The organism is Arenibacterium sp. CAU 1754 (assembly GCF_054482635.1).
This window is the reverse complement of record NZ_JBTLRG010000001.1, coordinates 35,288-48,772: the sequence shown is the minus strand read 5'-3', so window position 1 is coordinate 48,772 and position 13,485 is coordinate 35,288. Positions and strand designations below refer to the sequence as shown.

At 61.5% G+C, this 13,485-nt stretch carries 12 protein-coding genes; 4 read left to right on the top strand and 8 right to left on the bottom strand.

Going from position 1 to position 13,485, the window contains the following annotated elements:
• Positions 1–57: 57 nt before the first annotated feature.
• A complete protein-coding gene (locus tag ACXYMO_RS00270) occupies positions 58–1,284 on the bottom strand; it encodes an N-acetylmuramoyl-L-alanine amidase (protein WP_458876639.1) in 1,227 nt (408 codons plus the stop codon).
• A gap of 81 nt (positions 1,285–1,365) precedes the next feature.
• Positions 1,366–2,517, bottom strand: coding sequence for a pyridoxal phosphate-dependent aminotransferase (locus ACXYMO_RS00265; protein ID WP_458876638.1), 1,152 nt, complete (start codon positions 2,515–2,517; stop codon positions 1,366–1,368).
• Here ACXYMO_RS00265 and ACXYMO_RS00260 point away from each other — a divergent pair.
• Both ACXYMO_RS00260 and ACXYMO_RS00255 read left to right on the top strand, forming a co-directional pair.
• Entirely contained in the window at positions 2,516–3,904 is a 1,389-nt protein-coding gene (locus ACXYMO_RS00260) for a M48 family metalloprotease (protein WP_458876637.1), read from the top strand. The genes ACXYMO_RS00265 and ACXYMO_RS00260 overlap by 2 nt on opposite strands.
• Positions 3,901–4,659 (top strand): DsbA family protein, encoded by a 759-nt coding sequence (locus ACXYMO_RS00255; protein ID WP_458876636.1) that lies wholly within the window; start codon positions 3,901–3,903, stop codon positions 4,657–4,659. The genes ACXYMO_RS00260 and ACXYMO_RS00255 overlap by 4 nt, the downstream gene beginning before the upstream one ends.
• Positions 4,660–4,669: 10 nt before the next feature.
• Here the strand turns inward: ACXYMO_RS00255 and ACXYMO_RS00250 are convergent, their stop codons facing one another.
• From ACXYMO_RS00250 to hemA, 5 genes are all read right to left on the bottom strand, one after another.
• Entirely contained in the window at positions 4,670–5,350 is a 681-nt protein-coding gene (locus ACXYMO_RS00250; RefSeq protein ID WP_458876635.1) for an RES family NAD+ phosphorylase, read from the bottom strand.
• Positions 5,347–5,871: an MbcA/ParS/Xre antitoxin family protein gene (locus ACXYMO_RS00245; protein WP_458876634.1), complete on the bottom strand. Its 525-nt coding sequence runs from the start codon at positions 5,869–5,871 to the stop codon at positions 5,347–5,349. The genes ACXYMO_RS00250 and ACXYMO_RS00245 overlap by 4 nt, the downstream gene beginning before the upstream one ends.
• 68 nt (positions 5,872–5,939) lie before the next feature.
• Positions 5,940–7,061 carry a flavodoxin-dependent (E)-4-hydroxy-3-methylbut-2-enyl-diphosphate synthase gene (gene ispG / locus ACXYMO_RS00240; protein WP_458876633.1) on the bottom strand — a complete coding sequence of 374 codons (1,122 nt, stop codon included), beginning with the start codon at positions 7,059–7,061 and terminating at the stop codon, positions 5,940–5,942.
• A 94-nt stretch (positions 7,062–7,155) separates the two neighbouring features.
• A complete protein-coding gene (locus tag ACXYMO_RS00235; RefSeq protein ID WP_458876632.1) occupies positions 7,156–8,364 on the bottom strand; it encodes a helix-turn-helix domain-containing protein in 1,209 nt (402 codons plus the stop codon).
• A 128-nt stretch (positions 8,365–8,492) separates the two neighbouring features.
• Positions 8,493–9,716 carry a 5-aminolevulinate synthase gene (gene hemA, locus ACXYMO_RS00230; RefSeq protein WP_458876631.1) on the bottom strand — a complete coding sequence of 408 codons (1,224 nt, stop codon included), beginning with the start codon at positions 9,714–9,716 and terminating at the stop codon, positions 8,493–8,495.
• A gap of 598 nt (positions 9,717–10,314) precedes the next feature.
• Here hemA and ACXYMO_RS00225 point away from each other — a divergent pair.
• Complete coding sequence (locus tag ACXYMO_RS00225; protein WP_458876630.1) at positions 10,315–11,694, top strand: M20/M25/M40 family metallo-hydrolase; 1,380 nt, start codon at positions 10,315–10,317, stop codon at positions 11,692–11,694.
• A gap of 34 nt (positions 11,695–11,728) precedes the next feature.
• The gene (locus ACXYMO_RS00220; RefSeq protein ID WP_458876629.1) at positions 11,729–12,613 is read left to right on the top strand and encodes an alpha/beta fold hydrolase; all 885 of its coding nucleotides are present in this window, start codon (positions 11,729–11,731) and stop codon (positions 12,611–12,613) included.
• Here ACXYMO_RS00220 and ACXYMO_RS00215 read toward each other — a convergent pair.
• Complete coding sequence (locus ACXYMO_RS00215) at positions 12,610–13,482, bottom strand: copper resistance D family protein (protein WP_458876628.1); 873 nt, start codon at positions 13,480–13,482, stop codon at positions 12,610–12,612. The genes ACXYMO_RS00220 and ACXYMO_RS00215 overlap by 4 nt on opposite strands.
• Positions 13,483–13,485: the final 3 nt, after the last annotated feature.

Genomic DNA, 13,485 nt, shown 5'->3' with positions numbered 1-13,485 from the left:
TCGGACCCTTCAGGGTCAAAACACGATGCTGCCGAGCTTGGGCATATAAGCGCCCATTCACTGACGTACCAGAGGGCGCAGTGCCTCGTCGCCATCCCGCCAGAGAAGCAGACCGTTGCGGATGCCGCCCGCCATATTTGCCCGCCACTCCGGATTTTGCAGGTTTTTCAGATCCCGCGGACTTGAGATGAAACCGATTTCAATCAGGACCGACGGGATATCGGCCGCCTTGAGCACGGAAAACCCGGCCGAGCGCAATGGCCGGCGGTTCATCGGCCCACCCGTCTGCGCCATCCCGTCCACCAGCGCCCGCGCCAGCGACTCGGTCCGGGGCTGGGTTTCCTGACGGGCGAGATCCAACAGGATGCCGGTCACCTCGTCATCCGCATCGCTCAGATCCAGACCTGACAGCAACTGACCCCGGTCGTGACGTTCGGCCAGTTTGGCGCTGGCCACGTCCGAGGCCTCACGCGACAGAACATGCACCGTGGCGCCATGTGCCAGACCCTCGGCCAGCGAATCCGCATGCAGGGAGATGAAAACATCCGCCCCCGCCTGATGCGCCATCGCGATCCGCCGCTCGAGCGAGACAAAGTGATCGTCCTCGCGGGTGAGAACCACCTCGAACCCGCCGCTGCGCAACAGCAGTTCGCGCAATTCGCGTGCAAAGGTCAGCATCAAAGTCTTTTCGTTTGTCGTTTCTGTTTCAGCGCCGGGGTCGATGCCCCCGTGACCGGGATCCAGCACAATCCGCAAAGGCGCGTCATCGCCGCGTTTTGGCGGCATCACGATATCTTCCGGGTCAGGCAAATCCCAGCGCGGATCATAAGGCGCACCCGCCCCCGCCGCGAACTGGTCCGCCGAGACAGGATCAAGGGACACGGCCAGTTGCGCAGCACCGCTGTCCTGCGATACGCGCATTTCGGCCTGTGAGACCCCCATCGGTTCGACCAGTTCCGCCACCAGGCGCGACCAACCCGGCACGTAATTTCCAAACTGCACCTGCGCGATCAGGTCGGTTTGCAGCAGATCGGACGCCCTGAGGGTGCCCCAGTCGACCTCCTGAAAATCAAGCACGACGCGCGGTGGCGACTGAAGGGTGAAAATGCGGAACGGAACGCCCTGGCTGAGCGACAGATCAATTTGCACCCCCGATCGCCCGGATTTGGTGATCCGGCTCTGATCAGGGTCCAGACGGGCCAACCCGCTGAATTCTTGCGCTTGCGCCAAATGCGTGACCGCCATCGCGCACAGGATCGCAAGCGCCGCTAAAACTCTGCTCATACCTCTATCCGCTATTGCGCGGGCCTTATGTCTGGCCTGCCTGTGACACTCATACCCGATGCAACCGGGCATGGAAACGCTTCAGGCGCTGCCCCGTTCCGTCATGAACCGCTGCAACCGGGCCAGACCTTCCTTGATATCTGCGGTCGAGCGGGCATAGGAAAACCGCAGCGTCGTCGCACCGCGCACCGGGTCGAAATCCAACCCCGGTGTGACGGCCACCCCTGCCTTGTCCAGGATTTCACGGGCAAAGGCGCGGCTGTCCTGCGTCAGATCACCGACATCGGCATAGACATAGAACGCGCCGTCCGGCGGGGCGATGTTGGTGAATCCCGCCTTTGGCAGCCCCTCCAGCATCAAGGCGCGGTTGGCGGCATAGACCTTGAGATTGGCCTGCAATTCATCCTCGCAATCCATCGCGGCAAGGGCGGCAACCTGACTGGCATGCGGGGCGCAGATGAACATGTTCTGCGCCAGCCGTTCGATGACGCGCACATGATCCTCGGGGATGACCATCCACCCCACGCGCCAGCCCGTCATGCTGAAGTATTTCGAGAAGGAATTGATCACATAGACATCGTCGGACAGCTCCAGCGCCGTGACCGCCTTGGCCTCGTATTCGATGCCGTGATAAATCTCGTCGGAAATGAACGCGGCCCCCTGATCCTGCGTGGCATCGATCAGGGCGCCCATGGCCGCACGGTCCAGCATCGTTCCGGTCGGATTGGCCGGTGACGCGACCATGAGCCCGGCCAGATCCATACCGGCAAAGTCCGACGGGACCGGTTGAAGCCTGTTTTCAGGGGCGGTCTGCAAATCGACCGGGACCAGATCAAGTGCGCTGAGGATCTGACGATAAGACGGGTACCCCGGCGCCCCGATCCCGACCCTCTCGCCCGGATCGAACAGGGCGGTAAAGGCCAGTATGAACCCGGCCGAGGACCCTGATGTCACCACCACGCGCTCGGGGTTCAGATCGACGTCGTACCAGTCACCGTAAAGCCGGGCGATACGGCGGCGCAGCGCCGGCAGACCCAGCGCCACGGTGTACCCCAGCGCATCACGTTCAAGCGCCGAGACAAGGGCGGCCGTCGCCCCCTTGGGCGCGCCTGTGCCCGGCTGGCCGACTTCCATGTGAATGATGTGGTGGCCGTCGTCCTCGGCCTGGCGCGCAGCCTCCATCACATCCATCACAATAAAGGGATCAACCTGAGATCGGGTTGAGTTTCGCATGCCCATCTCCCATTGTGCAGTCATGGTGTTTGACCGTTTATCCCGGCTGGCGTCAATGCTTGCTTGCGCGCCCGCGGCCGGGCTGGCCGTGGCGCTTTATCTTGTCTCGACGGTTTCGGCAGGCGCGGTGACGTTGCTGCGCGATGCAGACATCGAACATGGGCTGAACCAGCTGTCCGCCCCCATTCTGCGCGCCGCCGGGCTCAGCCCGCAACGCGTCCGTGTGCTGATCATCGATGACAGTTCGCTGAATGCCTTTGTGGTCAATAACCAGACGATCCTGATCCACTATGGCTTGATCCAGAAAGTTGCCTCGGCCGAGGCATTGCAGGCCGTGATTGCACATGAGGCGGCCCATATTTCCAACGGCCATATCGCGCGGCGCATGGGCAATCTCGGCAGTGCGCGCACAGCGGCCGGTCTGGGCGCCGCCCTTGCGGTTCTCGCAGCGGCGGCAGGGGCCGGAGAAGCGGCGGGCGGAATTGCCATTGGCACCGCCTCCTCCGCGCAGCGCTCCTTTCTGGCCCACAGCCGCGCCGAAGAGGCCGCCGCAGACCGTTCGGCCGCCAGTTATCTGCAATCTTCCGGAGTCAGCCCCCGGGGGCTGGTCGAGCTGCACGAAACCTTTCGCGGACAGGAGGTGCTGAGCGTGTCGCGTCGGGACCCCTATACCCGGTCGCACCCCCTGACCCGCGACCGCATCCGCGCCGCACAGGCCTATCTGGCCTCCTATGGCGACACATCGACCGAGAACCCGACCGCGGATTACTGGTTTGCGCGCATTCGTGGAAAACTGACCGCGTTCAAGCAAGCCCCCAAATGGACCCTGCGCCGGATCAAGGAAGAGCGGTTCAAGGATGTGCGCCTGATGCGCGAGGCGGTGGCCTATCACCGCCGCAATGACCTGACCCGCGCCATAGCCGCGATCGACGGGGCAATGGCGGTCCAGCCGCGCGATGCCTTCTATTACGATCTCAAGGCGCAGCTCCTGATTGAAAACCGCAAAACCGCACAGGCGGTCAGCGCCTATAAGACAGCTGTGTCGCTTGCGCCGAGTGACGCTCTGATCCTCGCTGGGTATGGCCGCGCGCTGCTCGCTGCCGGTCAGCCCAAGGCGGCCCTGACCCAATTGGAAAAGGCCCGCGCCCGCGATTTTCGCGATGCCCGGTTGCTCAGGGATCTGTCGGTGGCCTATGCCAAGACCGGTCAGCCCGGCATGGCCGCGATGGTCACCGCCGAACGCTATGCCATTCAAGGGCGTCTGGATGACGCCGGAATCCACGCCAAGCGCGCCACGGGCCTTTTGCCACGTGGGTCTGCGGCTTGGCAGCGGGCACAGGATGTGCTCATTGCATATGAACAAAACGCCAAAAGGAAAAAAAGATGATCCGCCTTGCTGCCCCTGCGCTGTTTACCGCCGCGACGGCCCTCATGCTGGCCACGACCCCGGCCCATGCCGTCGATCTGAATGCCATGACCGACGCCGAGCGCACGGCGTTTCGCGCCGAAGTTCGCGCCTATCTGTTGGATAACCCCGAAATCATCATCGAAGCGGTGAACCTTCTGGAAGAGCGCAAGGCAAATGCGCAGGCAAATGCCGATGTGGAACTGGTTCAGACCCACAGCGAAGACATCTTCAACGACGGGTTTTCCTGGGTCGGCGGCAATCCCGACGGCGACATCACGCTGGTCGAATTCATGGATTATCGCTGTGGCTATTGCCGGCGCGCGGTGCCCGAGGTGGACGGTCTTTTGAAATCCGATGGCAACATCCGGCTCATCATCAAGGAATTCCCGATCCTGGGCGAAGCGTCGATGATCTCATCCCGCTTTGCGATTGCCACCAAACACGTGGCGGGCGCAGATGCCTATAAGATGGCACATGATGCGCTGCTGGACTTTGACGGTGACCTGAACGAAACCACGTTGCGCCGTCTGGCCGAGGGACTGGTGCTGGATGCCGATGCCATTCTGGCCAAGATGGACAGCGACGAAGTGACCGCAGAAATCGCAGCGACCCGTGAATTGGCCCAAAAACTGCAGATCAACGGCACACCGACCTTCGTTCTGGGCGATGAATTGCTGCGCGGTTATCTGCCCGCCGATGAGATGGCAAAGATCGTCGCGCAGCAACGCGGCTGATCGGCGCCCGTCACTCGCTGGACAGTTTTTCCACGAACACCTTGCCCTGCGCGCCCACCCGGGCGCGCCAATGGGCGGCTTGGACCACATCCTGCACAAGCGCCGGGTGATAGCAGACAAAATTCCAACCGCCCGCATCGCGCACACTGTCGTAGCTGATCCCCGCCAGTCCGGTTGCACGGACGTTTTCGCCAAAAACCTGGGATAGCGCATAGCTGTCAGGATCATGCAGCGCGGGCGCTTTCTGGCGGATGTTGACATAGGTCCCGTCCAGACGGCAGTTGAAGGTGCGATACTCTTCGGTCTTTTCGCTCAGGGCGGAATTGACCACCTCGCGGCGCAGCCCGTTCAATACCTCGATCAGCGCCGTCTGTTCGCTGGCGGCACTGTACCAGGCGCCAAGTTCCCCGGCGGCAAAGCGCGACCCGGTCGGGCTGCCATGCAGGAAGGCGGCCATCACCACGCTGGAATTGGCCCGCCCGAACACCCAGTCAGAGGGTGCAAGACGGCGCAGCCTGTATTCGACAAGGCGGTCGTTGGTCCAGCCCTCCAACTCTATGACTGCATCCAGATCCTCGGCGCTGGCCACCGTGTCAAAGGCCGGTACCGGCGGAAAGCGGCTGGGAATGACGCGATGCGTTTGTTCCGGGGCCGGAATCCGGGGAAACCCGCGAAGATCAGCAGCGGTCATCCAAACACCACATCCTCGGACGTGATCGGTTCAAACGCATCATCCGCACGGGGTATGGCCGCGCTGCCCCCTCGCCACGCATCCAGATAGCGCCGCACCGTCAGCAGACCGTCCTGCGTGCCCGATGTGATGAAATCGACGGGCGCCTGCCCCGTGAACGGAACCCCGTCATGCGCCCCGCGCAGCCACAGAACCGCCTGATCGGGGGAATGAAACAGGATGGTCAGCGCCTTGTGAATACCCAGAACGGCCGAAATGCGCAGCAACACATCCAGACCGAGGCTCAGATCCTCGCGGTCCTGCGCCTTGCGCACCCACCCGTAAAAGGCGGACCGCGACGGTTGGCCCAACACCGCAAGCCTGTCTTTTTCGCTGAGCTTCCACAGATCCGCGATTTCCAGGAAAGCGCGCAACCCCGGCCCGCTCAGCCGTTTGCGATCTGCCGGCCCCATGTCCTGCGGCGTCAGAACGCCCGCGGGGGGTTGTGTTTCAAACTCTGTCCTGCGTGCATTGACTGGCATGGCGCCCCCCTATGTGCACAACAAAACATAATGTCCATATGTGGACATTGCAAGATCTGATATCGGATTTACTCGGCCGCCGCGGCCACGGCGTCCAGCTCGGCCGCTTTTTTCTCAACCTGTTCAACGATGTGATCGACCATCTGATCGTTGGACATTTTGTGGCTTTGCTTGCCGGCCAGATATACCATCCCCGCACCCGCGCCACCGCCGGTGAACCCGACATCGGTCATCAGCGCCTCGCCCGGGCCATTCACGACGCAGCCGATGATGCTCAGGCTCATGGGGGTCTTGATGTGTTCCAGCCGCTTTTCCAGAATTTCGACCGTCTTGATCACGTCGAACCCCTGACGCGCGCAGGACGGACAACTGATGATGTTCACACCCCGATGGCGCAGCCCCAAGGATTTGAGGATTTCAAAGCCGACTTTCACCTCTTCGACCGGGTCCGCGCTCAGACTGACGCGGATGGTGTCGCCGATGCCCATCCACAACAGGTTGCCCAGACCGATGGCCGATTTGATCGTCCCGCTGACCAGCCCCCCTGCCTCGGTGATCCCCAGATGCAACGGGGCATCCGTCGCTTCGGCCAGTTGTTGATAGGCGGCGGCCGACATGAACACGTCCGAGGCTTTGACGCTGATCTTGAATTCGTGGAAATCATTGTCCTGCAGGATGCGGATATGTTCCAGCCCGCTTTCCACCATCGCGTCCGGACAGGGTTCGCCGTATTTTTCCAGCAGGTGTTTTTCCAGGCTACCGGCGTTGACGCCGATCCGGATCGAACAATTGTTGTCGCGCGCCGCGGCAATGACGTCGCGCACACGGGCGGCATCGCCAATGTTGCCCGGATTGATCCGCAGGCAGGCGGCCCCGGCCTCGGCGGCCTCGATACCGCGTTTGTAGTGGAAATGGATGTCCGCCACGATCGGCACCGGGCTTTCCGCCACGATTTCCTTCAGCGCGCGGGATGACTCCTGATCAGGCACCGAGATCCGCACGATGTCCGCCCCCGCCTCAGCGGCGGCCTGCACCTGCTTAACGGTGCCGGCCACGTCCGTGGTCAGCGTGTTTGTCATGGTCTGGACCGCAATCGGGGCATCGCCCCCGACGGGCACGTTGCCAACCATGATCTGACGGGATTTGCGGCGATAGATGTTACGCCAAGGGCGCACGTGGTTCAGCGACATGTGAAGGGCCTTCGGCTGATGGAACGGCGGTTTCGCCTTATGTCGTCGAAAAGATAGGAATTTGCAAACAGCCCCGCAATGGGACGCATCGGCCTTATTCGGACGCGGCCGGGATCAACCCCTGGGCTTCGGCATAGCGGACCAGCCCTTCGTCGGCGCCGACCTCAACCGGCAGGTATGTTTCCTGCAGGCTTGCGATGGACAGCGGCAGGTTGGACGTGACCGAGCCGGCATCCCCGACGGGGCCGTAAAACTTGTCGTTCATCGCGAAATAGATCGCTCCGCTTTCGCCCGTGCGCAGAACCGGCGGTTCCTCTGTCAGCGGGGCTTCCCACGTGTCGCCCGGCTGCATCGTCTTTTCAAAGATCACCGTTCCATCGGCCGAGCGCACCCGGACCCAAGACAGGCGAACCGCCACAATCTGAAGCGCCGGAGATGGCGTTTCGACCACTTGCGGCACAAATTCCTGTTCGTAGGGAAGGATGTTCTCCGCGATCTGAATCTCGGGCAAGGCCGGGGTGGCAAAGGTGCCGACAGTTTCAGGATCAAGCGTGGAAATCGGCGCATCGCGCGCCACCAGAACGGGCACATCCAGCGCCTGAGGACGATAAAGACGATCCAGCGCTTCGGCGCTTGGGGCGGTCAGCCCGCCGTCGCGGCGTTCGCCGGGTTGCGCGGGGCGCACTGCGTTTTCCAGCGGATCGAGATCGGACAGAACCACAGGCGCCTGATCGACAGGCGCAAACTGGACCTGCTGAACTTCCTTCAGGACCGACCAGCCGCCATATCCGATGCCCGCAATCAGAGCCATCAGAATCAGGGTCGATCCAATTGCACGCGGTTCAATCTGGCTGAGCACGCCATCGCGCCCGGGAATGAACGGGGTACTGGGCGCCGTAAACGGATCGCGCACACCGGAGAAGCGCGCATTTCCATCGTCGGGTTTGGATTTCTTGACGACCGACGCTTCGGCCGACATGCCGTGTGCGACGGCAAATCCGCTTTCTTCGCAGAAGGTCGCAAAAGCCTCGTCAGGGTTCATCCCCAGATACCGGGCATAGGACCGCACATAGCCGGCAATGAAACCGGGCGTGTCAAAAGCAGAAGGATCCGAATTTTCGATGGCAGCGATATAGGCGGCTTTGATGCGCAATTCGCGCTGCACATCCAGCAACGATTTGCCCATCGTTGCCCGCTCCCCGCGCATGGTATCGCCCAGGCGCAACTCAAAATCGTCAAACCCCTTGGGATTGGCGACCTCAGCCTCGTCTTCGGATTTGCGCGGGAATTTGCGCCCAATCATCCCTGCTGCCCCATTTCGCCTGCAATGTCCCAACTTCAGCGTATTGGAATCGTCCCACCGATTCGTCCACGTTTTTCGTTGGAAGGATATTAACACACCATTGTGTAAATGCACACTCTGGGCGGAATTCAGCCTGCCAGTTCGGCGCGATTCAGCGCACAATGCGACCACAGAGTGTCCATTGCGCGCACCAGCTTGTCCATCTCGTTCGGGCCGTGAACCGGGGACGGGGTGAACCGCAACCGTTCGGTGCCACGCGGAACCGTGGGGAAGTTGATGGGCTGAACATAGATACCGTGATCCTGCAGCAGCATGTCGCTGAGTGCCTTGGTATGGACCGGGTCCCCCACGATCACAGGCACGATATGCGATCCATGATCGATGATCGGCAGACCCATCGCCTTGAGCCGTGTTTTCAGGATCTTGGCCTGAGTCTGGTGAACTGCGCGCAGTTCCGGCGCCCGTTTGAGATAGGCAACCGACGCCGCCGCTCCCGCAGCAACCGCAGGCGGCAGAGACGTGGTAAAGATGAAGCCGGGCGCATAGGAGCGGATCGCATCACACATCTTGTGCGACGCCGCGATATAGCCGCCCATCACGCCATAGGCCTTTGCCAGCGTGCCGTTGATGATGTCCAGGCGGTGCATCAGGCGATCACGCTCGGCCACACCGCCACCGCGCGGGCCGTACATGCCAACCGCGTGCACCTCGTCGATATAGGTCAGTGCACCGAATTCGTCTGCCAGATCGCAGATCGCCTCGATCGGGCCGAAGTCACCATCCATCGAATAGATCGATTCAAAGGCAATCAACTTGGGCACATCGGGATCGTCGGCAGCCAGCAGTTCGCGCAGATGCTCAACGTCGTTGTGACGGAAAATCCGCTTGGCCCCGCCGTTGCGGCGGACACCTTCGATCATGCTGGCGTGGTTCAGTTCATCCGAATAGATGATCAAACCGGGAAACAGTTTCGGCAGGGTGGAAAGCGTCGCGTCATTGGCGATATAGGCGCTGGTGAACAGCAGCGCGCTTTCCTTGCCGTGCAAATCGGCCAGTTCGGCCTCAAGCTTCTTGTGATAGACGGTCGTGCCCGAGATGTTGCGCGTGCCCCCCGACCCTGCGCCGGTTGCGTCCAGCGCCTCGTGCATGGCGGCGAGAACGACGGGATTCTGGCCCATGCCCAGATAGTCGTTGCCACACCAAACGGTGATGTCGCGTTCCGAGCCATCGGGGTGAGTCCAGACCGCATGCGGGAAATTCCCGTTGCGGCGCTCAATATCAATAAACGTCCGGTACCGGCCTTCATCATGCAAGCGCGCAATCGCTTGGTCGAGTTTCGCGGTGTAATCCACCGGGCTCCTCCATCTTGTTCGTGCCAGTCCAGGCGGCAGCTTGGCGGCCTGAAGCCGCATTCACGTTTTGGAATGGGTACAGGACTCGTACCCGTCGATCAACCAAATATGCGGGGCGACATGTCGCAGCCTTGATCTGTATCAATCAAAAGCCGCAGCCGCACATCTGACCATGGTCTGGAATACCTGACTTGTCCGGTCTCCGCCTGCCGGGGCAGCATGCTCATGCACTTGGTGGTAACGATTACAGTTAACGACACTCTGGATAACGAGTTGGTTTCAAGCCAATGCCTGTGCATCAATTGCGAATGCAATTGGTGTGAACGCGTCAGATGTCAGATGACGTGCTTGCGCAGTCTAGCCAGGCAAAAATCGGCGGCAGGGTCCAAAATGTTTTAGTGCAGCATGCGGCCCTGCCGCCACCTGATACGCGCGTTACCAAAAATTTACCTGATGCAGATTGTTGTGGGCGGGTGCGCAGACGATCGCCCTGCCCTGCACGGCCGAAAAACACCGCAAAGGCACCGCATCCTTAGGCTGGACACCTGCAATGCGACTGATACGGTCGCAGCAAATCACCCAGCAAGGATCCCATTAAATGTCCCTGGAAAATGTCCTGACCCGCATCGACGAAGATCTGCCCGCAGCGCTTGATCGCCTGCTGGAGCTGTTGCGCATCCCCTCGATCTCCACGGACCCGGCCTATCAATCGGACTGCGACGCGGCCGCCGACTGGCTGGTGGCCGATCTCAACAGCCTTGGGGTTGAAACCCGTAAGCGTCCCACACCGGGGCATCCGATGGTCGTCGGACATATCGACGGGACGGGTCCGCACCTGTTGTTTTACGGTCATTACGACGTGCAGCCTGTCGATCCGCTGGATCTCTGGGACCGGGACCCGTTTGATCCGGAAATCCAGGACACGCCAAAAGGGCGCGTGATCCGCGGGCGCGGTGCCAGCGACGACAAGGGACAGTTGATGACCTTTATCGAAGCCTGCCGCGCCTGGAAGGCCGTGAACGGGTCGCTGCCCTGCAAACTGACCTTCTTCCTTGAGGGGGAAGAAGAATCCGGCTCGCCCTCGCTGGTTCCGTTCATGCAGGAAAACGCGGGCGAGTTGAAAGCCGACCTGGCGCTGATCTGTGACACGGGTCTGTTTGATTCGCGCGTGCCGGCGATCACGACAATGCTGCGCGGGTTGCTGGGCGAAGAGCTGACGATCACCGGCCCCTCGCGCGATCTGCATTCGGGCATGTACGGCGGCATTGCGATCAACCCGATCCGGGTGTTGTCGCGCATCATCGCCAGCCTGCATGACGACACCGGCCGCATCACCGTTCCGGGGTTCTACGATGGCGTCCCGGAAGTGCCCGAACATCTGCGTGCCCAATGGCAGGGCCTTGCCTTTGACCACGCGCGGTTTCTTGGCGATGTCGGCCTGTCCCAGCCCGCCGGCGAACAGGATCGCACCCCGCTTGAGATGATCTGGGCCCGCCCGACCTGCGAGGTGAATGGCATCATCGGCGGATATACCGGCGACGGGTTCAAGACGGTTCTGCCGTCAAAAGCCAGCGCCAAGATCAGTTTCCGGCTGGTCGGAACGCAGGACCCGCATGAGATTCGCAAGAATTTCCGCCAAATGGTGACCGATATGCTGCCGCCCGATTGCTCGGTCGAGTTCTCCGGTCATGGCGCGTCGCAGGCTGGCGCCTTCGACACCACCGGCAAAGCGTTCGAAGCCGCCCTCGCCGCCCTGTCCGAGGAATGGCCCGATCCGGCCGCCTATATCGGCTGCGGCGGGTCGATCCCGATTGCCGGGCATTTTCAGGACATCGTGGACACGACCCCGATGTTGATCGGGTTCGGCAAGGACGACGACCAAATCCATTCGCCCAATGAAAAATACGATCTGGAAAGTTTCCACAAAGGGATCCGCAGCTGGGCGTGCGTGCTGGACGCCCTGACCCGGTCTGCCTGAAACCAGACCGCACTCAACAGCAACAGGAGACGTCATGGCCCAGATCATCCCCGGATTCAAAGATGCCATCGCCGAGGTCAACGACCAGAGTATCGCCTATTCCATCGCGGGCGATGGCCCGCCTGTTCTGTTGCTGCACGGGTTTCCGCAGATGCGCGCGATGTGGCACGCCATTGCCCCCGCGCTTGCCAAAAACTTCACCGTGGTGGCCGCCGATCTGCGCGGATACGGCCAAAGCTCCAAACCGGCCGGGGTCGAAAATTATTCGTTCCGCAACATGGCGGCGGATCAGGTGGCGTTGATGGCGTCACTGGGGTGTGACCGGTTCCATCTGGTCGGCCATGACCGCGGCGCGCGCACGGCGCACCGTCTGGCGCTGGACGCCCCCGATGCCGTGGCAAGCCTGACACTGATGGACATCATCCCCACGCATCTGTTGCTGGATGATCTGAAAACCGTGGTGGCAAAGGCCTATTATCATTGGTTTTTTCTGGCCCAGCCGACGCCTTTCCCGGAAACCATGATCGGACAGGACCCGGATTACTATTTCGAACACTGCCTCGAAGGGTGGGATTCCGGCGAGTTGGCCGATTTCGATCAGGAGGCGCTTTATGCCTATAGGCAATCCTGGCGCTGGCCCGACGCCATCACGTCGATGTGCAATGATTATCGCGCCGCGATCGAGATCGATTTCCTGCACGATGGAATCGATCTGGGCCGCAAGGTGACCTGCCCGTCGCTGGTCCTTTACGGGGCGGACGGGGCGATGGCCAAGCAGTATGATGTGCCCGGCACCTGGAAAGACCGGCTGGAGAATATGCGCGGGCTGGCCATGCCCGGCGGCCATTTCTTTCCCGACTTGCATCCACAGGAAACGATCAGCGCACTTTCGGGGTTCCTTGAAACGCAGGAAACCTAGGACGCGTCGGGCAAGGCCAAAAGGCTGGTCAGGGCGGCGGTCAGCGCGAACACCAGATGGACGATCCATTGATCGGCGACAACCGCGCGGCGTATCCCGGCAACGCCGCCGGCCTCTCCGCGCTGAACCGCCGGAACGAACCGGAATTTGTTCAGCGCCCCAAAGCCAAGCATGATCGACACAAGCAAGATCTTGGCCATCAGGACCCGCCCGTAGGGCAGCCCAAAAAGACGTTCACCCGACCCGACAAGGGTCAAGGCCATCCACAGACCGGCACCAACCAGAACCGGGATCGCCATCAGCCCGAACCGCCCGAAACCTGTGCCCAGTTGGGCCAGCGATGTCATATTCAACTGGCGCCCCGCCAACGCCCGGAATGGCGCCAGAACGCCGATCCAGACCGAGGCGCACACCAAGTGCAGCATCAATGCGCCCTGCACCCAGATCACGCCCGTTTCGCTGAGATGACCAATCCGGACAAACGACCAAAGCGTGATCGCCGCCCCCGCGGCGCTGAACCAGAGCATGGGGCGCCTAAACAACAGCCCCGCGATCAGGATCACGCCGCCAAGGAGGCGCAGGATCAGGGCATCGCCAACCGGTGTCCCCCACAACAACGTCAGCAATTCGGGATCGATCAGGCCGGAGAGATCACCCGCCAAGGCGCCGCCACGCCACAAAAAGCCAAGGATCGCGGCCCCCAGCGCAAGACATGCAAGACTAAGCGCGCGCAGGCGCAATGCGCCCATCATCGCCTCAAGCGGGGCGGGAAACAGAAGTTGGACAAACACCGTTCCTGACGCGCCTAGGGCGCCCAGATACAAAAGGTATTTCAGAACCGCACCGCCTAGGGACCAAGTATCCGGCATGGG